Below are 26,798 nucleotides of genomic sequence, written 5' to 3'. Positions count from 1 at the left end.
CTCCCTAATGTAGAATTATATCTATGAATAAAAAAGACCTTTCTGAAAGAGATGTATGTTCCAAATTTATTAATCCTGCTATTAAAAAGGCGGGATGGGATATGAGAACACAGGTAAGGGAAGAGGTTTCTTTTACAGATGGACGTATCATTGTTCAAGGAAAAATGTATACAAGAGGTAAAAGCAAAAGAGCCGATTATATATTATACCACAAGCCCAATGTTCCTATCGCCATTATTGAGGCCAAAGACAATAAAAAACCTGTTGGCTCTGGAATGCAACAAGCCTTAGAGTATTCAGAAATATTACAAATTCCTTTCGTTTTTACATCAAATGGTGACTCTTTTGTGTTTCATGATAAAACAGTTACTACAGGTTCCTTAGAAAAAGAATTATCCTTGGATAATTTTCCTTCTCCAGAAGAACTATGGGAAAAGTATTTGAAATTTAGAGAAATTGAAACGCCACAAGCTAAAGACATTGTAGAAAAAGATTATTACGCCGATGATAGTGGGATGAATCCTAGATACTACCAGCAAAATGCAGTAAATAGAACATTAGAAGCTGTTGCCAAAGGACAAGACAGAATTATTTTGGTAATGGCAACAGGTACAGGGAAGACTTACACAGCTTTTAATATTATTTGGCGTTTATGGAAAACAGGAGTCAAAAAAAGAATCTTGTTCTTAGCCGATAGAAATGCCTTATTAACTCAGACTAAAAATGGCGATTTCTCTCCTTTTGGTAATGATATCATGCATATTATTAAAAACCGAAAGATTGATAAATCCTATCAAATATACTTTGCCTTGTATCAAGGTTTAACCAGTACAGACGAAGACAAAAACGCATATAAAGAGTTCAGTCCAGATTTTTTCGATTTAATAGTAATCGATGAGTGTCATAGAGGATCTGCTTCAGAAGCTTCCGCTTGGCGCGATGTTTTAACCTATTTTAATAACGCAACACAAATTGGATTAACAGCTACTCCAAAAGAAACTAAAGATGTTTCTAACATGGAATATTTTGGAGAGCCTGTTTATACCTATTCCTTAAAACAAGGGATAGACGATGGCTTTTTAGCTCCGTATAAGGTGGTAAGAATTACAACAAGTGTGGACGATGGTTGGAGACCAACAGCTGGCCTAATTGATAAATACGGAAATGAAGTCGAAGACCGCATTTACAATTTAAAAGATTACGACAGAACCTTAGCAATTGACGAACGTACGGAAGTAGTTGCTAAAAAAATTACAGAATACTTAAAAGCCACAGACCGTTTCGCTAAAACCATTGTATTTTGTACAGATATAGACCATGCAAACAGAATGCGACAAGCTTTAATAAATGAAAATGCAGATCTAGTCGCAAAGCATTGGAATTACTGTGTAAAAATTACAGGTGACGATGAGGTTGGAAAGCAAGAGTTAGATAATTTCACAGACGTTGAAGAACGCTTTCCAGTGATCGCCACCACATCCAAAATGCTAACTACAGGTATTGATACTAAAATGGTTAAGTTTATTGTTTTAGAATCTAATATACAATCGGTAACAGAGTTCAAGCAAATTATTGGTCGTGGTACGCGAATTAGAGAAGCAGAAGGTAAAGTCTATTTTACCATTATGGACTTTAGAAAAGCTACCAACATTTTTGCAAGACCAGATTTTGATGGGGATCCAGTACAAATTTATGTGCCAGAGCCTGATGGACCAGTAGTTCCTCCCGATGAGGTGGATCCTACACCGCCATTCACGGGAGAACCTCTTGATACGGATTCATTTCCACCAACACCGCCAAATATAGATATTGATGGAGGAGAACATGTGGTAAAAAAATTCTACGTAAACCAAATTCCTGTATCTGTAGTAAACGAACGGGTTCAGTATTACGGTAAAGATGGAAAACTAATAACAGAATCATTAAAAGATTATTCCAAAAAGAATATAGAAAAAGAATTTGCATCCCTCGACCATTTTATCCAAAGATGGAACGAATCTGAAAAGAAAGAAGAACTCATTAAAGAACTTGCAGAACATGGTGTTTTATTAGAAGCATTGCGCGAAGATGTTGGTCAAGATTTAGACGATTTCGATTTAATATGTCACATCGCGTTCGACCAACCTGCCCTAACAAGACAAGAGCGTGCAAATAAGGTGCGAAAACGAAATTACTTTACAAAGTACAGCGTAACCGCACAAAAAGTATTAAACAGCTTACTTGATAAATACGAACAGGAAGGTATTACATCCATAGAACAAGGTTCTGTTCTCAAAGTCCAACCTTTAAGCCAAATGGGTTCTCCTGTAGAATTGGTAAGAGCATTTGGTAAGAAAAAAGATTTTGAACAAGCCGTAAAAGAATTAGAAAACGAAATATATAATATTGCATAGTTATGAGTTTAAAAGATCATTTTCAACCAAAATCTAAAGAGCGGTTTTTTGATGAATTTATCGATATGATTGAAAATTATGGTTTTGGTTCTATGCTAAAATCAGATCAAGATGCCCTTTTGTATCATTTGTTAGCAAAGCATATTACTCCGGGTGTAATAAAAAATAGACATAGTTGGGTTGAGATGCTACGAGTAAAACCCAGTAGACTAAATGGTGTGCAAGAATTAGCTTCAGTGAAATTTAATCTTGTTAAAGATGATAGCTTTAATTGGTTATTAGTTTCGAGACAGTTAGATGGTCATCCGCCAGAAGTACAAGATTTAACAAGTGGTAAAGTTATTGTTTATATAGACGATGCACATATTTATCGGTTTTTAGAATGGTTTTTAAATGAACAAGGTTCTAGTCCAGAATATGTTTTAAATAAAACACAGTTAGTATTGAAATATGACCTATATCTTTTGATTTTAGAAAAAATAAATGATAAAGTTGGGTTAGATGTTGAAAAGTTAAAGAAGAAACTAAAAGAAGATAAAAGCTCGAAAAAAATAACCAAAACCTATAATAGTGCTGGTGATCTTTTAAAGGATGTAAAAGAAAGAATGAAAGAGACCACCATAAAAGAAGGTACAAAGGAATTACTAGCGTATGCAAGTACAGCTGTAATTACTTATGCAAAAAAGAAACTTGAATAAGAATGAGTAACATAACAACAAACATAAAAGGTATACGCGATATTATGCGTAAAGACACAGGAGTAGATGGAGATGCACAACGTATCTCTCAAATGGTTTGGATGCTTTTTATGAAGATTTTTGCCGATAAAGAGGAAGAATGGGAAATTACTATTGATGATTACCAATCACCAATTCCAGAAAACCTAAAATGGCAAAATTGGGCAGCAGATGATGAAGGTTTAACAGGAGATGCTTTAATGGAGTTTATAGAAACCGAATTATTTCCTGCGCTAAAAGAACTGGATATTACATTAAGTCCACGAGCAAAAATTATTCGTTCTGTTTTTGATGATACGTACAACTTTATGAAAAACGGAACACTCTTCCGGCAAGTAATAAACGTGATTAACCAAATAGATTTTAACGACTCTAAGGAAAGCCACGTATTTAACGATTTGTACGAAACCATCTTAAAAGACCTACAATCTGCAGGTTCTTCTGGTGAGTATTACACGCCAAGAGCTGTAACACAGTTTATGGTAGATATGATTAATCCGCAATTGGGCGAAAGCGTATTAGATCCTGCTTGTGGTACAGGTGGTTTTTTAACCTGTGCGATTGACCATGTTAGAAACCAAGTAAAAGATTATACAGAAAGAGACGTTTTACAAAAATCGATACGTGGTATTGAGAAAAAACCATTGCCACATTTACTGTGTACTACTAATTTAATGTTACATGGTTTCGATTTACCAGTAGTTCGTAGAGATAATTTACTAAGCAAACCCTATGCAGATTGGGGAGCCAAAGACAAGTTAGATATTATATTGTCTAATCCGCCTTTTGGTGGTGTAGAAGAAGATGGTACCGAAACTAACTTCCCTAAAAAGTTTAGAACCAAAGAAACAGCCGATTTATTTTTAGCCTTAATTATTAAGCTCTTAAAAGACAAAGGACGTTGTGCCATTGTATTACCAGACGGGACCTTGTTTGGCGAAGGGATGAAAACACGCCTAAAAGAAGAATTGTTAGACAAATGTAACCTACATACCATTGTACGTTTACCAAATGGCGTATTTAACCCATACACCAGTATTAAAACCAATTTGTTGTTTTTTGAAAAAGGTACACCTACTAAAGAAGTTTGGTATTATGAACACCAATACCCTGAAGGGGCTAAAAGCTACAATAAAGGAAACCCAATTAATATTAAAGAGTTTGATGTTGAAAAAAAATGGTGGAACAAACGTGTAGAAAATGAATACGCTTGGAAAGTCTCTATTGAAGATATTAAAAAACGTAATTACAATCTAGATATTAAAAACCCACACCAAGAAGCCGATAATTTAGAAAGCCCAGAAGTAATTTTAGAAAAATTTAGAACTACAGAACAAAAAATTTCTAGCATTCAAGACGAAATTATAAACGTTTTAACCGAAGCTTTAAAATAATCAAATTCCTGCGAAGGCAGGAATCTCAACTATGCAACTACTAAAACACTTTAAAGAATTAACAATTCGTCCTAAAAATGTCAAAGAATTAGAAGGATTGATTCTACAATTGGCAATACAAGGAAAATTGACAGCTAATTGGAGAACTGATAATCCAGAGGTTAAATTGGATAATGAAAAACTGATTGAAATATCAGAAAAGAATTTAGCGTTTTTGACAAAAGAAAGTAACGGTATTGATCAATTGGATGTGCCTTCAACTTGGTTGAAATTAAAATTTAAAACTTTATTTGAAATGCAAGGAGGTTCACAACCTCCAAAAGCAATGTTTTCTTCAACAGAAAAGGATGGGTATATTCAATTATATCAGATTCGTGATTTTGGAAAAAGACCTGTTCCTGTTTATGTTCCAGAAGATAGTGTTTCTAAAAGATGTACAGAAGAAGATGTGATGATTGGAAGATATGGAGCTTCTATAGGTAAAATTTTTTACGGAAAGAATGGAGCTTATAATGTTGCCTTGGTTAGATTAATTTGGAGCAGAGAATTATTAGAACAAAATTTTGTTTATCAAATTTTCAGTTCTTTTTATATGCAGGAATTTTTTCAAAATTGTACACGTTCAGCTCAAGCAGGTTTTAATAAAACAGATATGGGAAAACTTAACATCCCAATTCCACCACTAGAAGAACAAAAAGAAATCGTAAAAGTAGTAGAAACCCTTTTTAAAGAAGTAGAACAATTAGAGCAATTAACAGTAGCTCGTATTTCTTTAAAAGAAGATTTTGTAACATCAGCATTAAACCAACTCACTACCAATAACGCAAAACAAGAATGGACTTTTTTACAAGACCATTTTAAAAGTGTCTTTAATGAAACCATCAACATTAAAAAATTACGAGAAACTGTTTTACAACTAGCTGTACAAGGAAAGTTGACCGCTGATTGGAGAGCTAATAATCCTGATAATGAAGATGCAAGTGTTTTATTAAAACGTATTCAAGAAGAGAAAGCACAACTTATAATAGACAAAAAAATAAAAAAGGAAAAAGCCTTACCATTAATTACTAAAGAGGAAATTCCTTATGAATTACCTGAAGGTTGGGTTTGGTGTAGATTAGAAGATTTGACTAGTATAACAGGTGGAGTAACTAAGGGGAAAAGAAATCAAACAGATTTAATTAACATTCCATATTTAAGAGTAGCTAATGTTCAGAGAGGTTTTTTAAACCTTGAATTAATGAAAGAAATTCTGGTTTCTAAAACTGACTTTAAAAAATATCAGTTGAAAAGAAATGACCTGCTTATGATTGAAGGATGAGATCCAGATAAAGTAGGAAGATGCGCAATTTGGAGTTCAGAAATTCAAGGTTGTATATATCAAAATCATGTATTTAGAGTGCGACCATATCTTGATTCTACCATGAATAATCATTTTTTTATGCAGTTCATAAATTCTAGGGTGACTCGCGATTATTATGAAAGTTGTGCAAAACGAACAACAAATCTAGCATCGATTAATAAAACTCAAATGAGGAGTACACCAATAGCATTTCCACCACTAGAAGAACAAAAAGCGATTGTAGAAAAAGTAAATACTTTAATGGGTTTATGTGATGGGTTAGAGCAAGAAGTACAACAAAGCCAAGAACATAGTGAGATGATGATGCAGAGTGTTTTGCGGGAGGTTTTTGAGGTTAAATAAACTTATTTGAATATGATAGGATTACCTGTAAAATATAGTGATTTCTATGGAGAAGATATTCCTGAAAATCCACTCAGTTTAATTAGGCATTTGCCAAAAAAAGAGGTTATTACTACTATAAGTATGATTAATGCGAAGCTTAAACCAGTTTCAGCGACATACTTTGATGATTCTCGAGATACTCAATTAGAATGTTCCGAATTTCTTTTTTTAGAGAATAATAATCAACAAAAATCAGCGCTATTTATAGAGTTGATGAGAAAATACGTTTCTCTCGAGATAAATTATACTCTATACACAAGAGTCACTTGCTTATATGCCCTTCAATTGGTTTTGGGTGATTCAGAATTTAATGATTCGGAACAACATCAATACGCTCCTGAAGATCGAGAGCTTATTTTTAAATTTCTCTTATGTGCAAACGAAAACTTATTATATTTTGATAGAGAACACGCCAGAGGAACGAGCGAAGAGCTAGGTGAAGATTTTTTTGAGTTTTTTATGTTTAAAGAAATGCCTCATAACCAGTATTTCGAGACTTCCAATCCTTTAAATATATTTTTTAAGTCATGGTCGTTATTTAACGCTTTACGTGAATCTAACCAATTTAAAGAACCACTTGAAGATTTCTTAAATGAAAATTTTGGTACAACCAATCTAGATGATTATTTTAAATTTCAGATGTATAATTACTTTAAAAGTTATGATGCAAATTTAGGTTTCAATTATTTAAATGTACCTTCCACTGAAGAGGACGCCATAGTTATACTAGATAAACTAAGTGAGCGTCAAAATTATTGTGTACCTGCAACAAATGACCTGAAAATATTTGATTTTTTCGATTTAAAGAAAAGCCCAATCTATATTAATGAAGATTTTAAAGAAGCTGATGAATTAAGAAGCTATGTTGTACTTGATAATATTTTTTTTATTGAAAAAATGTATTCTCTTTTTGTAAACGATTTTTGGTTTGATTATTTAAAACCTAATGAAATATGCAATAGGACAGATTGGGGTAATTTTATAGGAGCTACTTTTTTTGAACCTTTTTTAGAAGATATATTTGTTAATAGTTTAAAAGGGCAACCTTTTTACACCTATAAGTCTACCGATGATTTGAAAATTTCGCTATCAGGTCGGTCGGAAATTGAATATGCAGACTTCTATTTAAGAAAAGGGAATAAGATAGCATTAATAGAAGCTAAGAGTAATTATATTCCAATGGTACAAGGCTACAAGAATGTCAATACCATTGAAGATTATAGAAACCTCAATCTCACTAAATTTTACAAAGATTTTGGATTAAGCCAGTTGACCTCTAAAACGATAAAGTATTTTCATGATTACAAAATGAGTTTAGGAGATCATGGAATAAAGGAGAGTAAGAGAGTTCATTTATATCCTGTTTTATTAGTTAATGAGCCAATACTAAGCTCTTCTTATGTTTCTTTTGCTATGAGAAGAAGGTTTTTGAAATTATTAGAATTGGAGGGTATAGATGTAAGTAATGAACAACACTCAATTAACCCATTGATAATTTTAAATGTTGCAGAATTACAATCGATGGAAGAAACTCTAAATAAAGGCAAAATTGATTTTTTTAAACTATTAAGCAACTATTATCAAATGATAGATTCGCGCAGTTTGTCTTGGGAAAAGAGAATGAATGCCTTATGCACTATTTCACATATTGTTGATAAGAAAATTGATGCTCAAGATACTGTTTCTAGTAGAGTTAAGAATTTAAATTGGATACCTTTAGAATAAGGATTAAACTTAAAACTATTAGTAGTTTAATTAAAAACATTAAAATAAAATGAAAGGATTTAAGTTATTAGGAATAAAAACGAAGAACAGAGTTGATATAGAAAACGATCCAACACTAACGGATTATTTAAAAGTACTTAAAGAGAATACTTATTATAGCTTTTATTCAATTTATGAGTTTGACAAAGAAAAAGTAACGTTTACTTACCTACCAGAGAAAGATGTTGATCTTTATTCTATTAATAGAGATAATCAAGATCCTTTACATATTAATATTTCTGCAATAGTTGGAGAAAATGGAGCAGGAAAAAGCACACTGATAGAGTTACTATTTTTAGGTATACATAATTTAGCAGTAGCGTATAAAATACTTAAAAACCCTGAAGATTTAAGCAGTTGGCATATAGAAGAAGGAGTTCACTTGGATATATACTATTCAGTAAATGATAAAATTTATTGTATACGGCTAGATGACTTAGATGTTTGTTTTTCTTCTCAATCTAAAAAAGCAGACAATAGTTTTTCAAAGTTTAAAGATTTCAAAAAATATGATACAGAAAACAAAAAAGATTTAGAATTCTTTTTTTATTCAATTGCAATTAATTATTCACTCTATGGTTTAAACACAAATCATGTAGGTGAATGGATTAGAGCCTTATTTCATAAAAATGATGGTTATCAAACACCTCTTGTCATTAATCCTATGAGAATTAAAGGTCAGATTGATGTTAATACAGAAGAAGGTTTAGCTAAATCAAGATTAATATCAAACTTACTAACTGAAACTAAATCAATTGAACATCTAAAACTAAGTAAGAAACAGATTGCTACAGCAATAACCTTTAAATTAAATAGACGTAAAATAGAAAATATTTATGATCACAATATTGGTTCAGATGGTATTTGGACTTTTGAAAAATTAAATAAGAAAACTCCAAAATTATTAGATATAATATATGAAGGCTTTGAAATAGATAACAGGGATGTAGAAATTAAATTTAAAGAAGAAATTGAAAAGTATATTATTAAAAAATTATTTAAAATTGCACGTACCTACGATAAGTATAAAGTATTTTTAACGGATAATTCAGGTAATAATAAAAAACAACCTTCTTTCACTACCGATGAAAAATACAACTTAGAAAGTTATATCGAAGCAATAAAAAAAGATGACAGTCACATTACCTTTAAGTTAAATCAAGCAATAAATTATATTAAAAAGAATCCCTTAGTTGAAGATGAAAACTATAAATGGAATAAGGAGAATGAGCATTTTCATATTCCTATTAAAGAATTATCAAAAAGAATAAACACATCCAAACTTTCTGAAATAATTAATTTAATACCACCTTCCCTTTTTAACATAGAAATACATCTTGAGGAAATAGAATCTAAAGAGAATAAGTCCGTTTTTAGTGGTTTAAGTTCAGGGGAACAGCAGTTAATTCATTCAGTACAGTCTATTTTATATCATATAATAAATGTTAATTCTGTGTTTAGTAATAACTCTCCAGAAGATATTAATTACGCATATATTAATTTAATACTAGATGAAATAGAATTGTATTTTCATCCTGCTCATCAAAAAGAATTTATTCAGCATATTTTAACAGGAATAAAATCTCTAGATATTCCATACATTAAAGGAATTAACATGTTGTTTTCAACACATTCTCCTTTTATTTTATCAGATATTCCGTCGTCAAACATTTTGAAATTAAAAAAAGGTGAAGCAATAATTAACGTACAGCCAACCTTTGGTGCAAATATTCATGATTTACTAGCAAATGATTTCTTTTTGAAAGATGGATTTATGGGTGTTTTTTCTCAGAATGAAATTAAAAATGTAATTGAAGCATTAAATTATACTCATCTTAATAATTTAAAGATTGAAAAACAAAATCAAGTCAATTTAACTGATGAAGCCAATCATAAAAGTCGAGTAGAATTGGAAATAAAAGATATTGAACATAAGTTATCAAAAACAAATAAACCTAATGAGAAATACAACAAAGAGTATTGTAAAAAGGTAATTGAGGTTGTAGGAGAGCCTATTTTGTATATGAGTTTAATAGAATTGTATACATTAGCTTATAAAAACTCTAAGGATGCTTTTATAGATGAGCAAATTGCTAACTTAAATAAGTTAAGATGATAGCTATTCATGTAGATAAAGTCAGGTCTATTCAGTCTAATTTCTTTAATGAAATTGAAGAACAAAGAGAGATAGCAATTACTAAATTAAAAAAACTAAACAAAAAAACTACTAATTTAAAAGACAAAACTTACCTAGAAGAAGTAATATTATTATTTGATAGCAATCCCGATATTTTACTTTGGGACTCAATAAAAATAAATAATGAAAAAGATAAATTTAGGAGCCTTCCAACTTATCCTAAAACTAGTAAAACAGGTAAAGTAACACTTTGTAAAACAGAAATAAAAGACAAAATACTAACTGCACTAGGATATAGAAATTTAAGGAGTAGTTTTTACCCAATGTATTTTAAAGAAATCGGTATAAAATCTTGTGTGTACTGTAATTCACAACTCACGATATCCGCAAAAAGATCATCTGTTACTAATGATTATTCGGCAAAATTTGATGTTGATCATTACCATTCTAAATCAGAATATCCTTTTTTAAGTATTTGTTTATTTAATTTATACCCTGCTTGTTCTTCCTGTAACAGAATAAAAAGTGATAATGTTGTCGAATTTGAGTTGTACACAAACAATAGAATTAAAGCAATTAAATCGGATTATAAATTCAAATTAACAGCTTACTCTAAAGCTAAATATTTAATCACTAAAGACCCAAAAGATATCGGTTTTACTTTTGATGAACCAACTCCTTCAAATATAACTACAAAAACTATAAATGATGTATTTCATATAGAAGGCATTTATCAAACCCAGACAGATTTAATAGAAGAGTTAATTATTAAAAGTCAGATTTATAATAAATCGTATTTAAAAACATTAAAATACAATTTTGATAAGCTTTCAATACAGCCAGAATTATTCAAGCGTACTTTAGTTGGTAATTATACTGGAGATAAAGATTTGCATAAAAGACCAATGAGTAAATTAGTTAGTGATATTGCTAAAGATCTTGGTTTAATATAAAATCTTGATTTAAAAACATAAAATGACTAGGCCACCAACCATACAAATATTTTTACCAGATAGTTCACCAACCAGTATTCGTGAAATAAAGTCTTTATTATTTCATACTTAAAAATATATGTGTAAAGTATCTGATAAAATAAAGTTTTGTACCTGCTTTGATGCTAATATAGACATTGAAGAACTCAATTATTATTGGTTGTTACATAGGTACAACAAGGATAAAAACCACATCGTCATGGGGTCTCCAGTTTTACCAGAGTATCTAAATCCTAGGTTTGAAATAAATGCAGAATTACTAGTCAATACCTTAAACACGCCTGAAGCATTCGATAAAAACCTACAATTAGAAGAGGGAGATAGACTGGAAGTAGTACTTTGTAATAATGCCAAGGATAGTAATGAATCTTTATATTATAATTTTAAATATACAGGCAACATATGGAAAACCATACAATCAGATTGTTTTGATTTAATGAGCAGGTTTGATGAGGTTAGTGGGGGAGAAATAAAAATTTAAGATGGTATGTTCCTATTTTTTTTACTTTAAATAGGTTTGATTTATCAGTCTTATTTTTATAATCACTTTTTTGACCTCTAAAGAAAAGTAAATGGTCTTTATTTAGATAAGATAGTTTAGCGACTTGTTCCACAAGTTCTCTTTACGTATCAATAACAAAACCATTATTTTTACCCACCTCTCTTGGTTTGGTATGTTTGTTTAATTCTTTTATTAGTTTTCCAAATACTTGTCTCATTAAATTTTATTTGTTAGAAACCATTGAATTCCAATTATGGATTTAGCATCTCGAAATTTATTTTCTTTAAATTGTTGAATTACATCTTTTGTTTTTATTTTGATTAATTGGATATCCTCTTTTTCATACTTCATTCCGCCGCCATTAAAAACTTTATCTGAAGAATTAACTTCTGAATAGTAAAGTAAAATTCTTTCAGAAGTACCTCCTGGTGAGACAAAAAATGAACAAATAAATTCTACTTCGCTTACATTATATCCTATTTCTTCTTCAACCTCTTTTTTAACTCTATTCTTAGGCTCTTCATTGCTTTCCAGACTACCTGCTGTTAGCTCAAATATCCAGCCATCTTTCTCTTTTATTGTTGGATATCTAAATTGGTTGGTAAAAAGTAAAGTGTCAGTATCCTTTTCATAAATTAAAATAGCAACAGAATCACCTCTCTCGAAACAAAGTCTATCAACTTCTATTGTATTAGAATCGAATAATTCGTGCTTTATTTTTGCTTTTTTTATTGTGAAAAAATTGTCAAATACTATTTTCTCTTCTATTATTTCGTATTTCATTCCTAAACAGTTTGATTCTAATTATCTACAAATTGAGGTGCTACTAATTCAGCTAATTTCGAAGCAATTTCTTCCATTGAATCTTCTGTTGTACTTAATCCACTTCTTGAACCAAGCAAAGGACTTACGTCTCTTAAATCTTCATAAGTTGTATCGTGAATAATTGGCACAATTAAATCTCGAGAAAGAAGAGCAGAAAGTTCTTTATCGGCAATACTTCCTCCAGAGATTCGTTTTAAAAATAAAGGTGTGACTAATACTATTCCAACTTTAGACTTTACTAACCCTTTATCAATTTCACGCATTAATGGTGAGCCTAACGCAACATCTTTTTCGCTAAACCAAACAGATACTCCTTTCGATTCTAATAAGTCGTGTAATTCTTTAGCAGAACCTTTTCGGTCATCCCAAGCATGACAAAGAAAAATATCACGTAAATCTGGTTTTTCAATACGCTTTTCAATATTTTCACGAACAGGTGTTAATGTTTTAATTTCAGCTGGTGTATATAGAACTGTAGAACCTACAGATGACCAACTTGCTCTTCTTTTAGTTCCTCCGCTACTACTTCCACGACTTGCTGAATTATAAGATGGTGAAGAAGAATAATTATCATTATATGAAGAATAACTATTATATCTGATATAACTTCTCCCTCCGCAAGCAGGACAGCTCGCTCTTCCACTTTCTGTTCTGTGTCCATATGTTGGTGCTGTACATCTTGCCATATTTATATAGTTTTAAATTTTAAAGATAAATATATGTTTATCTTATTTAAGAATAATTGGTGTTTGAGTGAGTAATTGAAGATAACGGTTAGTATATGAAAAGTTGGCGATTAAGAAGCACGAAACTTTCGGTTAAGCACAATGTTTGATAAGAGCCAAAAGCCTTGAATTTATTGCTGTTTCGCCTGTTTTTTATATACATTGTTAGCAACTGGCTATTTTTTATTCACTAACATTGTCAGGCTAAAAACTATCTTTTCTAAATCGATTAAAGAAGTTTCTACTTTATTTATTTGTTCAAGTCTGATTCTATCTATTCCCTCTTGTACAGTTTTATTTGTTCTTCCGTCCAATTGGTCGGGACAATCTGTTAGTAATTCCCAAATGTCTCGGACTTTGTTATTTAAGTCAATTCCTAAAGGTTCGTTTTTTTGAAAATAATTAAATTCTTGACCTAAATTTATAATTGTACTAGCCTTTTTTCGCAATACTTTTAAATCCGAGTTAGTTGAAGGTGAACCAAATTTCTTTTCTTTTAAAATATTGTATATTTTTTCGTTTGCTAAATCTTTAAAGTCTGTCAAGTATTGAATTAACGAAATTTTTTCTGTTTTTTCCAAATCATTTTGTTTGCCAAGTGTGCGGGTTACATAGATTGCAAGGGATACAGTAATTAGAGTAGTTAGTATTTCTAATGGATTTATCTCAATACTAACTTCTGAATTAAGGGATAAATTTGTAATTTTTTTTATAAAAATACATAAGTAAAAACCTGCTAAAATTGATACTCCTGAAATTATTAGTGGTTTATTTAGTTTTTGTAGCATCTTCTATGTAGTGTTTTATATCGTCAATTAAATAAGGTTCTTCGTTAGATATAAAATCTAAAGTTTTTTTAACGTCTTCCTTGTTGTAAGCTCTAACTAACCCACCAAATACTTCTTCAAGCCAAGAAGTACCATAACCTATTGTGCCATCTAAATCAACTATTAATTTTACATTATGCTCCAGAGCGTCAAGATATTTTGGGATTAGATAATCTATCCTAAATTCTTCTCCTGAATGTGCACTCTTACCTTCATCTCTTTTTCGTGAGCCTGGTACAATTGAGAACTCACTTACTTTTATTTTTATATTGTCCATTCTATGTTTGTATTACTTTTTGTTAATTCCCAATATGCAAAAGTACCACTAAAGTTGTTTTTTAATTTCTGGTATTTATCTTCTCCTACGTTGGAATAAACATTGTTACTAATTAAATGCAAATTGCTTATTTGGTTACGGTCTTGCACTTGTTTTATTCCGGGTAAACCTTTACCTCTGAAATGTTCTCCTGTTACTGTCATATGAAGGTCTCCATTTAATAATAATTTTAAAACTTCATCATTTGAACCATACTTAACTCTAGTTGCAATTTTCTCAAAAGTTCCAAACCATTTATTAGTAGGTGGTTTACTTTTTAAACTTTCAAATATTCCTACACCGTAATCGATAAATACAAATGAAACTTTATTTTCTTTTGCATTATGGTTTACTGACAACCACCAATGTTTAACACCTTTTGCGTTTTCGTCTGCGTGATTATTTGTATTATGCATTAGTTCTAAAAGTGTTCTTTGTAGTCCTTTGCAAATTCTTTTTTCATTCCAAATTGTTTGGCTAGCCTCTTCCATAACTACTAAACCAAGTTCAGAATTAACTTCTTTATTTGCTCTGGTAAATATTTGGTTCTTTTTACCTATGCTATATTCTAATTTATCTCCAATAGGTCGATTTAAATACTTGAAAAAATCAGAATCAATAAGCATTTTCTTTAAGATAAAATTTTCAGGGAAATTACCGTTAAAATCTATGTTTCGAGATTTGAAAGTAAACATTACTGAAACTAATACTGCAATTGCAGAATAATCTAATTCGATAATTTTGCTCAAATTGACAAATACTTTTTTCCTGTTTTCATATTGTCTTTCAAGTTTACTTATAAAGTCTATCGTTTCTGTAGGATATTTCGTGAAAGAAAACTTTACTGGTGCGGTAATCTTTGTATATCCTTTTAATGATTTTTTTTCGGCAACTTCTATTTTAGAATTTCCTTCATAATTTTTCCTAATTAGTTTCTTTTTCTCCTTGCTCTTAAGATTTCTCGAATGAATTTTTTTAGCTCTTCTTGAATTTCTTTTTTTATACTTTTCTATTATGAAATATTTCTTCATTTATTCAAGAGGTTCATTTTACTTGTTGCTAACTAGTGGGTATAGACAATTACCAATATCATATTATCGTAATATTTAGATTACTAATATATAAGCTTTAAACGAAACCCCATATAAGTAGTAATACGTATTTTAATAAATAGTATCTATGTGGGGGAATTTAATGGAATTTTAAGTTATAATTTTACGGTTAACCATAAAGGGGAAATAATGAAGAAATTATTTGCTTAGTCTCTAAGTCAAAATAGGGGATAGCACCTTGTTCATTTTTAGATAAACGCTCTACTTTTTGTTAACGTTTCAGTTTGAATACAACTCAAACAAGTTCACCTGTACAAACAGGTTTGCTACATAATTTAGGCAACTGTTTAACATCAACAAAATGGAAACCATTTCAGTTTATATACAGCAATCGCGTCAATTTATGGGTTTCCCAAACAATCCAAAACCCGCACCCCAATAGGAGTAGCAAATCCATAAACCTCAGTGCCTATCACCTCATAATAGCGCAAACCTAAAACCGCAACCCCAAAATAAGCTGGAACAAGAACGTGTTCAGGATTAAGTGTAAAAGTTGCTGTACCAGTTTTTACTTCCAAGAAGAAAATAGGGGAGAGCTCTAAAGCCCCTTCTAAATTTTCAAAATCAAAGTCCAAAACCCCTAGAGTAATGCCAATATGTGTGGCAGATTTAGGAGTCTTAAAATGACTGGCGTTAAAGTCTTTAATTGTTAGTTGTTGGGTATTCCAATCAAAAGAAGCATCACTATATATCCCACTTAATAAAGCGCTATTTCGTGTAAAGACATATTGCTTCAACAAGCGTTTGCCCCTGGCAGTTTGTAAGCCCTGGTTTGCATGTCTTTCTCCGCGTCTAGAAACAGGATCTAAATCCTTCATCTCTAAAAACAACTGCATCATCTTAGAATGAAAAGGTTTGTTCTTAATCCCATGAAAAAAGGGCATTAATGCCAACCTAAATTGTTTTTTTAATCTGCTACTCTTGCCAAATTCACTCGCATTTTCGCGCACCCTCACAAACCTTGGGCTTGTGCGTATTTTTTCTCCATTAAAGCCTCCACCAGCTTTTCTAAGAAAACCTTTCCCTGTGGTAATGAAAAAATTGATATCACCAATCGTTCCACTAATTTTAAAAATACCTCTTTGTCTTGCCATAATAATACTAAGGTAATGTAAATTAGTTACTTAAGCAATAGGTATAGCGTATGTATAGCGTATAATCTCCATGTTAACTCCATATAATCCCCATGTAATCCCCATATAAACATCATAAAAAGCCAAGTAACAACCAGTACCTAGTTCTCTCACAATCCAAAAAAACACCGTCTAACAACCGCTAACCAATACCACCACAAGCTTTCATAAGAATACAATATAAAATTAGAGACTAGTTTAAAAATAAGTAGTAGATTTAAAAAAATAAAATAATATAGAGATGTATAATCTATTGAAAACAGGACTAATTTTACTGCTAATAACTTATAATATTCATAGTGTCGCACAAACAAAATCTGTTTTGTTCTATAAAGATGGAACCACTCAAACAGGCTACGTGACGTTTAAGAAAAAAGAAATCAAGTTTCAGGAACTAAGAAAGGACAAAAAGGTGAAAATCAAATATGAGCATTTAGACTCTATTTCAGGTTATGTGAATCCCCGTTCCAAGCGAAAAGATCTAAAACCCAAAATGGCCTATATCTTTCCCACTGGTAAAAACGATAATAATTTTCAACTTTATGACTTGGTAAAAGACGGAAAAGTAAATTTGTATAAATTAAGCAACTATGGCGATTATTCTTTTGTTTGGTCACCTACTAGCGCTGCTTTAGGTATGGCGCCTATTCCTATGAAAACCAAAACAGCGATCATTTATGGTGTTAAACGGGATAAGGAAACATTTGTAATCCTATTAGGAAATAAAGATACCTCAGTGTCATTTATAACTATAGCAGACAGCTTTAAAACTCAAGGAAGCGAATACTTTTCAGATTGTACCGTATTAGCAACCAAAATTAAAGAAGGAGAAAAAGGATTCAGTAAAGAAGACATAAAAGATGTCGTAGACTTCTACAATTCAGAATGTTCTGAATCAATAGATTAGTTAATAATATTATTTAACTAAAAAAGCATCCTTAAAAAGTATAATTTAGAGTTTATGGTTAACAAAGAGGTGGAGACAACATATAGATGTCCAATTCACAACTTACCATTCACCATTAACGTTTGTAGATTTTTGAGCTTTAAACCTGAAACCCGAAACATTCACCAACAACCAACAGTTTAGTAAAGCACAAAAAAAAGCCCTGAACATAAGTTCAAGGCTTCCAGTTATGTAGCGAGAATGGGGCACGATCCCATGACCTCCGAGTTATGAATCTGACCATTAGGAATTCAAAAAACAACAAAACGCAGTAAAATCAGCTATTTACAAGGGTTTTAATTTTCGTTGATATCGTTTAAAAGCAATTAAAAGCATAAAATGTTGTACCTATGTTGTACCTGTATTTTCTAATGTTGTATCTTTGGAGTCTTAAAATGATGAAAAAATGTCTTCAGTAAAAGCGGTTTTGAGAAAGAAAATTAATTCTAAAGGATTATATCCAATTGCTATAAGAATTATAAAAGATAGAAAAACATCGTTTTTGTACATTGGCCAATATATTCGTTTGGCTGATTGGGATGATAAAAATAACATTGTTAAAAAAGCACATCCTGATGCCTTGCACATTAATCAACTTATTTTAAAACAATTATCAGATACCAATAGGAATATCATAGAGTCACAAGTAGATGATGGGTATATTTCTGTTTCTGGAATTAAGAATAAGATTTTAAATAAAACTAATAATGACTTTTTTGTCGTTTCCGAATACTACCTAAAACGTATAAAAGATAGAAAACAATTCCATCAATTGGATATTGAAAAACAACGCCTAAAAGTTTTTAAGGATTTTACTAAAAGAGATTCATTGAATTTAATAGAATTAGACTTAAAACTCATTAAGGAGTTTGATAGTTTTTTACTGAATAAACGCAAGCTATCTGAAAGAACTGTAGTGAATTATATGATCATGATCCGTACCATTTTAAACCTGGCTGTTTCAGACTTTTCAATGGAAAATAAAAGCTATCCTTTTGGGAAAGGGAAATACCAGATTAAGTTTCCAGAAACGAAAAAAGTAGGTTTGAATGTTAAGGAGGTCCAACTGTTAGAAAACTTAGCGGATCTAACAAATGCCCAGCAGTATGCCTTAAATGTATGGTTGATTAGTTTCTATTTTGCAGGAATTAGGGTTAGTGATGTGCTTATGCTAAAATGGCAAGATTTCGTGGATGGCCGGTTAGAGTATAGAATGGGAAAAAACAATAAACTTGTCTCCTTGAAAATTCCTGAAAAGGCTCTAGCTATTTTGAATATTTTGGAGAGGGATAAAGATTCTATTTATCTGTTTAAAGAATTAGAAGGAGTAGATATCAGTGATAAGCGATACTTACGAATGAGAATTAAGACAGCTACTAGAAACTTTAATAGACGATTAGAAATTATTGCAGAGAAGGCTGGCATTGAAAAAAAATTGAGCATGCACATTGCCAGACATAGTTTTGGTAATATTTCAGGGGATAGTATTTCAATCCAAATGCTTCAAAAATTATATAGACATTCTTCAATTACAACCACAATTCTTTACCAATCTAATTTTATCCAGAAAGATGCGGATGATGCTTTGGATAAGGTTATCGATTTTTAATAGGAAATAGAATGTGCTGTTATACGCAGCCTTGATTCCTTCTTGATACAGATATTATATATGTGTGTCGGATTAAATATATTTATTGACTACATCTTCTTCAATACCGGTATATTCTGAAAACTCCTTGAAGGTAACTACCTGATGTTTTTGTTTCCCAAAATGGTCTTTGATTTTCTTAAACAATAGGCGACTATGGCGTTCACTTCTTCCTGTGATACGCATAATATCCTTTGGGTAAATACATAGTCTTCTGAGGGTGCTCATACTTTATCCATACTTTATCTATACATGATACTACCATTATCCTAAGCTTAAAATGGCAAAAAAAGCCATTTTCGGCATGGGAGGGACCTGCTTTTGGGATGGTTTATTAAATATACGGAGTTTTAACGAAATAAAAAACTTTGAAACCATGGCAAGACAAACTGGTATTATTAAATTAAAGGGAACTCTGGATGATATTTCCTTTTACAAAAGTAGCGACGGACATTTAGCACGTACCAAAGGTGGTATAGATGGCAACCGAATTGCTACAGATCCTGCGTTTCAACGTACTCGTGAGAATGGTTCTGAATTTGGGCGTGCCGGGAAAGCCGGTAAGCTGATTCGGAATTCTATTCGCGTGCTGTTGCAAAACGCAAAAGACAAACGTGTGGTTAGTAGATTAACTAAAGATCTGGTGGCTATTATTAAAACGGATCCCGTAAATCTTAGAGGTGACCGTACTGTACAGGATGGGAATTTGAGTAGCTTTTTAGGCTTTGAATTTAACCTCAACGGGAAACTGGGCTCTACTTTGTTCGCTCCTTTTATTGTTGCTCTTGATCGAGTGACTGGGGATGCTGATGTTACTTTAGTGGCTTTTAGTCCTACGGTACGAATTGCAGCTCCTTCAGGGACCACGCATTTTAACATTGTAATGGGTGCTACTGAGGTGGATTTCGTAAATGAGATTTTCGTTTTTGAAACTGCAAGCTCGGGGATTTTACCTTACACTGCTCCAGACACGGCTCCTATAGCTTTGAATGTTGGACTAACTCCAAACTCGGTGTTACCAATTATGGAAATGGTTGGGATCGAGTTTTATCAGGAAGTGAATGGTGAAATGTATCCATTGAAAAATGGGGCTTTCAATGCGCTTTCTGTGGCACTTGTAGACACTCTGTAGGATGGATTTGTTACTTCATAGACAGTATTTTAAAGAGGGTACGAATAGTGCCCTCTTTGTCAATGGACATTTTATCTGTTTTATGATTGAGTTACCCTGGCTGAAAAATAAACGACAAGTTTCTTGTATTCCTGAAGGGATTTATGAATTGAAACCTCGTTTTTCCAATCGGTTTAAGGATCACTTGCAGGTTGTTGGTGTTTATCAACGGACTTTGATATTGATTCATCCGGCTAATGATGCCTTAAAGGAACTGGAAGGTTGTTTGGCTCCAGTGAGTCAGTTGTCAGGGATTGGGAAAGGTTGGTCTTCTAGACTGGCTATGCAAAAATTACTTTCACTTTGTCATCAAGCTATAGAGCGCAAAGAAGACATTTCATTAATTATAAAAGGCCCCTCCCTAACCCTCCCCAAAGGAGAGGGAATGTAGAGGAATTAAACAAAAACCATATCATTATGAATTTATTAGAACGTTATACAAATCCTACTCCGAAGTTTTTCAGAGTTTTACGAAACATAGGGATTGCATTGGCAACTGCAGGAGGTGCTATTATTGCGGCGCCAATCAGTATACCTGCTTTGGTTGTCACCATTGCTACTTATTTGACTGTTGCCGGAACTGTGATTACGGCTGTAAGTCAGGCAGTGGTTATCGACGAGAAATCGGAGAAACAAGAATAGCATGGAATTAACAAACATAAATACTAAAGCTGGGATTTTGGGTGGGACTTTATTATCCATGGTCTTTAATATTAGTTTGGATGATATTTTGTTTACTGTTGTTATGGCCAGTATTGGTGCATCTGCGAGTTATGTAGTATCCAAATTCCTTAATTTCATTTTTAGATATTTTAAAAAGTAATTCGTAAATTTATTAAATGAAACAAGTTCGCGAGTAACTTCAAGAATATACTTTCAAAGTAAAGGCTCTTTTAATTAAGGGCCTTTATTTTTTGACTTCAATTTAAATAGTTTGGGCATTTTTACCAGTAGGTTGTTTAGGTGCCAATTCATATTTTATAAGACTAAAACTTCCCCTTCATTATTTTTCGGAAAAAAAGAAAAAGAAAAAAGAAAGCCAAACCAAAGTAGCCGTGGATACCCTGTCAAGTTTTTTGGATAAAAGTTTTTTATCGGAAATGGTTGAATCAAAACTAAATTATTTGCTTAAAAAAGTTTTGTTCAAAACCCGCAGGCTTGAACTTTATAGGGTAAAAGCGTTGGCTAAAGAAAGGCTACTAACTTTGCTTATTTTTTTATTTTCAAAAGATATTTAATCCTTTTAAAAATGTTATTTCCTCTTGATTAAACCTTATAAATATACAATGTCTTTTAATTCCAATATTTATATAAATAGATTTTTAATTTCTTCCTTATTATCTAAAATAATATTAAAGCGAAAGGTTTCATTTCTGCCGTCAACTGCGCTAATTTCATTAAATAGTCTTAACCTACCGGCTACCATGAAAATATTTTTATTTGAATGAGGTACAAACTCTATTAAATAAGACCAATCATCGGGTTCATAGGTGTGACTTTCTTCATTAAATTTAAATATTGAATGACCATCAAAATCCACAATGTACTTCTTACCCAATAGCTCAGTTTTAAAGCAATTACGAATACTTTGACCGTCATTAAGTAAAAAATACTCAAATAGATGGAGGCTGTTAAAAGATCTTCCTTTCTTAGAGTTAAGAAGGAAAATATTATTGCCTGTATATTCTATGTAAATATGACCAGTATATACTTTTGGAGGTTTGTTTATTTTAATCATTAAAAGCTTGAATAAAAGAGTGATAATTTAAATATATAACGAAGTTTTTTAATAAAAAAACGGTTTTTATTTTTTCGTTTTTTTTTTAAATAATGTTTTTTTTATTGCTGAATTTTTGCGTATGAATGACTAATTTTTTCTTGACAGGTAATCTAAAAGGTGCGAGCCGTTTGCGAGAGGAGCGAGGGTGGTGTGGTAAATAGCACGTTGCCTTTTCGGCAAAAGTGCGTACCACAGCAACGGTTTACCGCAAGGGTGGCGGATTTTTTGATTTTTCTTTCTAGTCGGATGAAATTGGGTGGAGGTTTACTGACTATCTAAGTTTTGGCAAGTGCACCGATTGAAGGAGGCCATGGAAGGTTTTGAGAATAGTTTTCAATTACGGTTTGGCTTTTACTAGGTTGGATGAGGTTTGAGGTTATAGGTGGTTGATGTAGGTTTTATTGGAAATTAACAGCTGGCCAATCCGAAATTTAAAAAACTATTTAGGCTTGGATGGAATGGCCGACTGAAGGAGATGCTCTTGCATTTCTTGCGAAATATGATAAGCCTTGAATTGTTATCATATAAATTTTAAGAAATATTTGGATGAACTTTAAAGAGATCCCTGCTTTCGCAGGGATTAGCTTATCTTATTTGCAAGCTGGAATTGTTCAAAAAATGTGACACCCGCAGACCCACATGCTTAACCAGATTAGATATTGTAGAATTTAGTCATTTCAATTAAAGCTTTAAATAAACTTTTGAAGCTAAAATTAATGTGGGTTTTGCCCGAAGTGACCCGCAGGCTCGCATCATATGAAGTAGCGGTTGTACCCAATAAAAAAAGCTCGCGAAGCGAAACCTTATTGGGTTTGGGTACAAGAGTAGCTACGGGTGAGGAAGGAGAGAATGTGTGAAATAAAACAAATAAATAGTGCCAACGAGGACGTGTCGCCGTAGTGGTACTATTTATGGTATATGCAAGCCTTATAATTGCTAAATGGGGTAGGAGATAAGAGTCGTTTTTAAAAAACGGTATACCGACCATATACCGAACTGGCTTGTAGATATGTTTTATGGAACAAAATGGATCGACTGACGAACACCTTATTACCTGCCTTCCAGAATTTAATGGTTGGACTTAATGAGCTACAAATTGATTGATTATGTTTTTTAAACTGGATTATGAGATAAGCTACGTTGAATCTTCGATTTTGTTTTTGAGGTATGATATTATTTGACTAAAGTTACAGAAGTATTTCAGTCAAAAATGAATAGTTTTTTACTTTTTTTAGCACAGTACTTTGTTAGCTGTAGTTATTTTTTATATTTTAAATAATCATACAAACAAATCAGTTTTCTAAAATGAGTACCGTTAGTACTATTTTCTAAAAGTTCTTTGTTGTCTTGTAAAAACTTTAATAATTCATTTAAATTTATTTTTTCACTAGATAATAATGGCGTGTATAAAACTATGTGCAATTGATTATTATCAGATTTTAACTCTGAAAAAGTAGCATATTTATCATTGATTTCTTTTCTTTTTCTAATGTAATTAGCAGAAGGATAGAAACTTTCCTGTTTCATATCATTTACTTTTTTAATGAATTCTGGCGAAAATTCAGTTATTTCATTGTCCTCGTCAATTTCATTATTAGCATTTAGATATCCTGCTGTTCTTAAATGTTTAAAATAGGGAATATATTTAGCTTTTAGATAAGGTAAACACAATTCTGATATTTTATCGGATTCCCAATTTCTTGATTCAATAGCATCTAATAATACATCTTTAAGCTCGATTCCTTTAATCCCTACTTCTGAAAACTTATCTTTCAATCCAACACCATATACAAATTCTGCGTTGTGAATATTTTCTATATTTTCTAGATTATCGGTTACATATATTTTGGATTTTGAATTATTAGATTTAACAAAGTCATAAACCATACCTTTCATCTGTCTTAGAATTTTAATTGGTAGCTTTCTTTTGTTATTAGCCAATACAGTGTAAATTTCTATAAAATCATTCGTAGTAATTAGTTTTATAGGAATTACAGTGTCTGAAATTAATAATGTACTATCTATAATACTTGTCTTAATTGGTTCTGGACTCCATTGGCAGAATATTAATCTATCTTTTAATTTTTCTACTTTTTCTTTAGTTAAACACTTAATTATTGATTTTAAAATCGATTGGATATTTTTATCATCTAAACTATAACCTATAAAAACAATAGGATTTTCAATAAATATTGTTAATAATTTAGCAGCCAAATATGCATTTCTGTCTTCGTAATTATTATAATCTTCTTCAGTTAGAATAAGTGAATTGGGTTTAGAACAACAACCGTGTATTTTGTATAGTTCTCCAATCGAATATAGTTCTGAAAATATTAATTCCTCTTGTCCAACAAATTTATTGAAGTCTGGAAATATTCGTTCCAATAGTTCATCCCAATTTGTAGTTATTGCACCATCAATATTTATCTTTTTTAAAAGTTTTAATTCTTTATCAATTACGTCATTTTTTATTAGCTCATTTTTAGATTTTATTTTTTTGGCGACTTCAAATTTTAGTGGTGAATATTTAGTTTCTGCGAGTGATGCAAATTCTTTTCTGCTTTCTTTAAAATTTTCATCACTCCACCATAATTCGTTAAAGTCTTTTCCAATTATTGATGCAACTTTTGGTAATATTGAGTCTGCATTAGATTTGTAAAAGTTATACGGTTTTTTTAAGCCTATTTCTTCACAAACCTCCATAAGTAATAATTCCCAAGTTGGTAATCCTAAATATCTTCTAGAAAACCCTGAACCTATAAATAAAAAAGGTGAGGTTGAAAATTTAGAGATGTGTTGTTTGAATTCTTCTGCAAACATATTTTTAAAATTTTTCTGTTTTGGTGTTTGAGTGGCTAATTACAGCTAACGTGTTTAAGTACATAATTTAGCAAATAATTACCGAACAGAAAATCCGCAAGGATTTTCGTAAGTAGGCGAGAACCAGCCATAAATTATACTCGGTGTTGCCACCAGTTATTTTTGTCAGTTAAAATGTAAATAATGAATAACCTAATGATATTCCTAACCAAGGTCTTCCTTGAAAATCCCATTCCGAACTGTTTTCTCCTAAACTAAAGTCAAAACCGCCAGTAGCTCCAAATGTAAATTTTTCATAAGAAAATAGATATCCAAGTCCTGTTGATAAGACAGCCGTTTTTATTTTAACTTCTTTAGCGTTATTGTCTTCAAAAGAAAACTCTAACTTGTCTGCTCCGAGAAACAAACCAAAAGTATATTTTGTGTCATATTGTTTGTTTCCAACCTCTTTCCGATGAACAAAGTTTGTTGTTCCCCAAGTGTGTCCTATTAATACTCCTAAATTTGCTCCAGTCGAAAATTCAGTTTTTTCTTTACCGAACCTCATTTTTAGAGGAACTGTTAGCGCATTAAAAGACCATTGTTTGAAATTTATTTTCACAGATTGTCTATTTTTTAATTCGTAATAATAGACTTTGTCTTGGTCAATATAGTCTCCAGAACCTGATTTAATAAGCCAAGGATTTACATATAATTTATTTGAATCTTCTTTTTCTCCGAATTTTACATTTGATAGTAAACCTTTATCACTTTTAGCTAAATCTAAAACTTTTTGGTCGATAGTTCCATCAGAACTTTTTAAAGACAAAGGAATAGTTTTTGTATCTCTCTTTTCTGTTTCTTGGTTATAAAACTCCTCTTGATATTCAATCGTATTTTTGATGTAATATCTTTTTTTGTATGAATCTTGTGCTATAGATACTTGATTAATTCCGAATACGATTAAAATACAGATTACAATCTTTTTCATATGGTTGGTTTTAATTGGTGGCAACGTTATATATATAGAAAGTAAGGGATTAAAGAATCAATTACCTTCTAATTTTTAACTAAGCCAATTTAAGAAATAAATGTTTAAAATTCGGTGAAATATTTTTTCTAAATTGGCGTCTTACTTGTTTGCACCATATTTGGGTTAATCACTGAATCCCTTATTTTCTATATATAGTGTTGTGAGCTTTATATTTTTAGACTCCTATTTTTAGGTTAGAGTAAGAGAGTCTGAAAAGGATCATTTCATTAAATTTCTGAAAGAATGAAATGATATAAATGCCAGTAGCGCGTCTTCAAACCTATTTAAGAAATTCTGGATGTTTTTATAAATTTTATGACTTATACATTGTGGTATGAGTCGTCCAATTTAGGCGCTAATATTTATAATCCGTTCAACCAGAGACTGATAAACCAATAAACTATGAAATTTAGTTGGCTGAAAACTTGACTTTCTGGTCTAAATTTCATACCTTATTATTCAAGTTTTATACGACAACGCTCGTTAGAAAATAAATTTTCACGGCTTTTATCGCCGAAAACTTGTTAAGAGAATTATTCTGCTATAATTCTCTCATGGTTTACCAATCTCTGGTTGTCCTATTTTTAGCGTAAAAACATTCGAATTAAAAGCTCTGTGAAGTCGCGCTATTGCTTACAACAAATGGGTATAGACAATTGTCTATGTCCACTTGCTATTATTATTATTATTATAGATTACTAATATAGAAGCTTTTAGCGAAACTACATATAAGTAGTAATACGTATTTTAAGCAAAAATTTAAATTTTTAGATTTAATGGAATTTTAAATTATAATTTTACGGATAACCATAAAGTG

25 protein-coding genes are annotated in these 26,798 nt (G+C 31.4%); 15 read left to right on the top strand and 10 right to left on the bottom strand.

All coding sequences use genetic code 11. From position 1 onward, the window contains the following. Positions 1-23: 23 nt before the first annotated feature. From hsdR to IEV77_RS12195, 9 genes are all read left to right on the top strand, one after another. On the top strand, positions 24-2,393 hold the full coding sequence (gene hsdR, locus IEV77_RS12235) for an EcoAI/FtnUII family type I restriction enzme subunit R (protein WP_188465245.1): 2,370 nt from the start codon (positions 24-26) through the stop codon (positions 2,391-2,393). A gap of 2 nt (positions 2,394-2,395) precedes the next feature. Continuing rightward, entirely contained in the window at positions 2,396-3,091 is a 696-nt protein-coding gene (locus tag IEV77_RS12230; RefSeq protein WP_188465243.1) for a hypothetical protein, read from the top strand. Between the two features lie 2 nt (positions 3,092-3,093). Beyond that, positions 3,094-4,524, top strand: coding sequence for a class I SAM-dependent DNA methyltransferase (locus tag IEV77_RS12225; RefSeq protein ID WP_188465241.1), 1,431 nt, complete (start codon positions 3,094-3,096; stop codon positions 4,522-4,524). A gap of 31 nt (positions 4,525-4,555) precedes the next feature. Further along, on the top strand, positions 4,556-5,845 hold the full coding sequence (locus tag IEV77_RS12220; protein ID WP_188465239.1) for a restriction endonuclease subunit S: 1,290 nt from the start codon (positions 4,556-4,558) through the stop codon (positions 5,843-5,845). Positions 5,846-5,872: 27 nt separating this feature from the next. Beyond that, positions 5,873-6,229, top strand: coding sequence for a restriction endonuclease subunit S (locus IEV77_RS12215; protein ID WP_308419225.1), 357 nt, complete (start codon positions 5,873-5,875; stop codon positions 6,227-6,229). Positions 6,230-6,241: 12 nt separating this feature from the next. Beyond that, entirely contained in the window at positions 6,242-7,996 is a 1,755-nt protein-coding gene (locus IEV77_RS12210; RefSeq protein ID WP_188465235.1) for a hypothetical protein, read from the top strand. 49 nt (positions 7,997-8,045) lie between these two features. Then, entirely contained in the window at positions 8,046-10,151 is a 2,106-nt protein-coding gene (locus IEV77_RS12205) for a hypothetical protein (protein ID WP_188465234.1), read from the top strand. Then, positions 10,148-11,125 (top strand): recombination protein NinG, encoded by a 978-nt coding sequence (locus IEV77_RS12200; RefSeq protein ID WP_188465232.1) that lies wholly within the window; start codon positions 10,148-10,150, stop codon positions 11,123-11,125. Before IEV77_RS12205 ends, IEV77_RS12200 begins: the two co-directional genes overlap by 4 nt. A 118-nt stretch (positions 11,126-11,243) precedes the next feature. After that, complete coding sequence (locus tag IEV77_RS12195; RefSeq protein WP_188465230.1) at positions 11,244-11,645, top strand: hypothetical protein; 402 nt, start codon at positions 11,244-11,246, stop codon at positions 11,643-11,645. A 237-nt stretch (positions 11,646-11,882) separates the two neighbouring features. Here IEV77_RS12195 and IEV77_RS12190 read toward each other — a convergent pair whose 3' ends face one another. The 6 genes from IEV77_RS12190 to IEV77_RS12165 all read right to left on the bottom strand — a co-directional run bounded on the left by IEV77_RS12190 (position 11,883) and on the right by IEV77_RS12165 (position 16,565). Continuing rightward, the gene (locus tag IEV77_RS12190; protein ID WP_188465228.1) at positions 11,883-12,449 is read right to left on the bottom strand and encodes an NUDIX domain-containing protein; all 567 of its coding nucleotides are present in this window, start codon (positions 12,447-12,449) and stop codon (positions 11,883-11,885) included. Positions 12,450-12,466: 17 nt separating this feature from the next. After that, positions 12,467-13,177, bottom strand: coding sequence for a toll/interleukin-1 receptor domain-containing protein (locus IEV77_RS12185; protein ID WP_188465226.1), 711 nt, complete (start codon positions 13,175-13,177; stop codon positions 12,467-12,469). A gap of 215 nt (positions 13,178-13,392) precedes the next feature. Then, complete coding sequence (locus tag IEV77_RS12180; protein ID WP_188465224.1) at positions 13,393-14,004, bottom strand: hypothetical protein; 612 nt, start codon at positions 14,002-14,004, stop codon at positions 13,393-13,395. After that, entirely contained in the window at positions 13,985-14,320 is a 336-nt protein-coding gene (locus IEV77_RS12175) for an STAS-like domain-containing protein (protein ID WP_188465222.1), read from the bottom strand. The genes IEV77_RS12180 and IEV77_RS12175 overlap by 20 nt, the downstream gene beginning before the upstream one ends. Further along, a complete protein-coding gene (locus IEV77_RS12170) occupies positions 14,308-15,390 on the bottom strand; it encodes a hypothetical protein (RefSeq protein ID WP_188465220.1) in 1,083 nt (360 codons plus the stop codon). The genes IEV77_RS12175 and IEV77_RS12170 overlap by 13 nt, the downstream gene beginning before the upstream one ends. A 422-nt stretch (positions 15,391-15,812) precedes the next feature. After that, entirely contained in the window at positions 15,813-16,565 is a 753-nt protein-coding gene (locus IEV77_RS12165) for a hypothetical protein (RefSeq protein ID WP_188465218.1), read from the bottom strand. Positions 16,566-16,845: 280 nt separating this feature from the next. On the opposite strand from IEV77_RS12165, the gene IEV77_RS12160 reads away from it, so the two are divergent. Next, a complete protein-coding gene (locus IEV77_RS12160; protein ID WP_188465216.1) occupies positions 16,846-17,511 on the top strand; it encodes a hypothetical protein in 666 nt (221 codons plus the stop codon). Between the two features lie 445 nt (positions 17,512-17,956). Next, positions 17,957-19,159 carry a site-specific integrase gene (locus IEV77_RS12155; RefSeq protein WP_188465214.1) on the top strand — a complete coding sequence of 401 codons (1,203 nt, stop codon included), beginning with the start codon at positions 17,957-17,959 and terminating at the stop codon, positions 19,157-19,159. A gap of 72 nt (positions 19,160-19,231) precedes the next feature. Here IEV77_RS12155 and IEV77_RS12150 read toward each other — a convergent pair whose 3' ends face one another. Next, entirely contained in the window at positions 19,232-19,426 is a 195-nt protein-coding gene (locus tag IEV77_RS12150) for a hypothetical protein (RefSeq protein WP_188465212.1), read from the bottom strand. 148 nt (positions 19,427-19,574) lie between these two features. Here IEV77_RS12150 and IEV77_RS12145 point away from each other — a divergent pair, with 148 nt between their 5' ends. The 4 genes from IEV77_RS12145 to IEV77_RS12130 are packed head-to-tail and all read left to right on the top strand — an operon-like array spanning position 19,575 to position 21,192. After that, on the top strand, positions 19,575-20,330 hold the full coding sequence (locus IEV77_RS12145; RefSeq protein ID WP_188466227.1) for a hypothetical protein: 756 nt from the start codon (positions 19,575-19,577) through the stop codon (positions 20,328-20,330). Between the two features lies 1 nt (position 20,331). Continuing rightward, entirely contained in the window at positions 20,332-20,760 is a 429-nt protein-coding gene (locus tag IEV77_RS12140) for a DUF5675 family protein (RefSeq protein WP_188465210.1), read from the top strand. 26 nt (positions 20,761-20,786) lie between these two features. Continuing rightward, positions 20,787-21,011, top strand: a complete 225-nt coding sequence (locus IEV77_RS12135) for a hypothetical protein (RefSeq protein ID WP_188465208.1) — start codon at positions 20,787-20,789, stop codon at positions 21,009-21,011. A 1-nt stretch (position 21,012) separates the two neighbouring features. After that, positions 21,013-21,192, top strand: a complete 180-nt coding sequence (locus tag IEV77_RS12130) for a hypothetical protein (RefSeq protein WP_188465206.1) — start codon at positions 21,013-21,015, stop codon at positions 21,190-21,192. Between the two features lie 483 nt (positions 21,193-21,675). Here the strand turns inward: IEV77_RS12130 and IEV77_RS12125 are convergent, their stop codons facing one another. The 3 genes from IEV77_RS12125 to IEV77_RS12115 form a co-directional block, all read right to left on the bottom strand. Beyond that, positions 21,676-22,107: a hypothetical protein gene (locus IEV77_RS12125; protein WP_188465204.1), complete on the bottom strand. Its 432-nt coding sequence runs from the start codon at positions 22,105-22,107 to the stop codon at positions 21,676-21,678. Positions 22,108-23,406: 1,299 nt separating this feature from the next. Beyond that, positions 23,407-24,852 (bottom strand): SIR2 family protein, encoded by a 1,446-nt coding sequence (locus tag IEV77_RS12120; protein WP_188465202.1) that lies wholly within the window; start codon positions 24,850-24,852, stop codon positions 23,407-23,409. A 286-nt stretch (positions 24,853-25,138) separates the two neighbouring features. Continuing rightward, positions 25,139-25,939 (bottom strand): hypothetical protein, encoded by an 801-nt coding sequence (locus IEV77_RS12115; protein ID WP_188465200.1) that lies wholly within the window; start codon positions 25,937-25,939, stop codon positions 25,139-25,141. Positions 25,940-26,798 lie beyond the last annotated feature (859 nt).

This window comes from Xanthomarina arctica (genome assembly GCF_014638915.1).
In the GTDB taxonomy this organism is placed as follows: Bacteria; Bacteroidota; Bacteroidia; order Flavobacteriales; family Flavobacteriaceae; genus Xanthomarina; species Xanthomarina arctica.
The sequence above is the reverse complement of the archived record's forward strand: the minus strand, read 5'-3'. Positions and strand labels throughout refer to the sequence as shown.

Bases quoted from the DNA above. Each gene is read 5' to 3' on its own strand.
- hsdR (WP_188465245.1), top strand. From the start codon at position 24: ATGAATAAAAAAGACCTTTCTGAAAGAGATGTATGTTCCAAATTTATT.
- IEV77_RS12230 (WP_188465243.1), top strand. From the start codon at position 2,396: ATGAGTTTAAAAGATCATTTTCAACCAAAATCTAAAGAGCGGTTTTTT.
- IEV77_RS12225 (WP_188465241.1), top strand. From the start codon at position 3,094: ATGAGTAACATAACAACAAACATAAAAGGTATACGCGATATTATGCGT.
- IEV77_RS12220 (WP_188465239.1), top strand. From the start codon at position 4,556: ATGCAACTACTAAAACACTTTAAAGAATTAACAATTCGTCCTAAAAAT.
- IEV77_RS12210 (WP_188465235.1), top strand. From the start codon at position 6,242: ATGATAGGATTACCTGTAAAATATAGTGATTTCTATGGAGAAGATATT.
- IEV77_RS12205 (WP_188465234.1), top strand. From the start codon at position 8,046: ATGAAAGGATTTAAGTTATTAGGAATAAAAACGAAGAACAGAGTTGAT.
- IEV77_RS12200 (WP_188465232.1), top strand. From the start codon at position 10,148: ATGATAGCTATTCATGTAGATAAAGTCAGGTCTATTCAGTCTAATTTC.
- IEV77_RS12195 (WP_188465230.1), top strand. From the start codon at position 11,244: ATGTGTAAAGTATCTGATAAAATAAAGTTTTGTACCTGCTTTGATGCT.
- IEV77_RS12190 (WP_188465228.1), bottom strand. From the start codon at position 12,449: ATGAAATACGAAATAATAGAAGAGAAAATAGTATTTGACAATTTTTTC.
- IEV77_RS12185 (WP_188465226.1), bottom strand. From the start codon at position 13,177: ATGGCAAGATGTACAGCACCAACATATGGACACAGAACAGAAAGTGGA.
- IEV77_RS12180 (WP_188465224.1), bottom strand. From the start codon at position 14,004: ATGCTACAAAAACTAAATAAACCACTAATAATTTCAGGAGTATCAATT.
- IEV77_RS12175 (WP_188465222.1), bottom strand. From the start codon at position 14,320: ATGGACAATATAAAAATAAAAGTAAGTGAGTTCTCAATTGTACCAGGC.
- IEV77_RS12170 (WP_188465220.1), bottom strand. From the start codon at position 15,390: ATGAAGAAATATTTCATAATAGAAAAGTATAAAAAAAGAAATTCAAGA.
- IEV77_RS12165 (WP_188465218.1), bottom strand. From the start codon at position 16,565: ATGGCAAGACAAAGAGGTATTTTTAAAATTAGTGGAACGATTGGTGAT.
- IEV77_RS12160 (WP_188465216.1), top strand. From the start codon at position 16,846: ATGTATAATCTATTGAAAACAGGACTAATTTTACTGCTAATAACTTAT.
- IEV77_RS12155 (WP_188465214.1), top strand. From the start codon at position 17,957: ATGTCTTCAGTAAAAGCGGTTTTGAGAAAGAAAATTAATTCTAAAGGA.
- IEV77_RS12150 (WP_188465212.1), bottom strand. From the start codon at position 19,426: ATGAGCACCCTCAGAAGACTATGTATTTACCCAAAGGATATTATGCGT.
- IEV77_RS12145 (WP_188466227.1), top strand. From the start codon at position 19,575: ATGGCAAGACAAACTGGTATTATTAAATTAAAGGGAACTCTGGATGAT.
- IEV77_RS12140 (WP_188465210.1), top strand. From the start codon at position 20,332: ATGGATTTGTTACTTCATAGACAGTATTTTAAAGAGGGTACGAATAGT.
- IEV77_RS12135 (WP_188465208.1), top strand. From the start codon at position 20,787: ATGAATTTATTAGAACGTTATACAAATCCTACTCCGAAGTTTTTCAGA.
- IEV77_RS12130 (WP_188465206.1), top strand. From the start codon at position 21,013: ATGGAATTAACAAACATAAATACTAAAGCTGGGATTTTGGGTGGGACT.
- IEV77_RS12125 (WP_188465204.1), bottom strand. From the start codon at position 22,107: ATGATTAAAATAAACAAACCTCCAAAAGTATATACTGGTCATATTTAC.
- IEV77_RS12120 (WP_188465202.1), bottom strand. From the start codon at position 24,852: ATGGAGGTTTGTGAAGAAATAGGCTTAAAAAAACCGTATAACTTTTAC.
- IEV77_RS12115 (WP_188465200.1), bottom strand. From the start codon at position 25,939: ATGAAAAAGATTGTAATCTGTATTTTAATCGTATTCGGAATTAATCAA.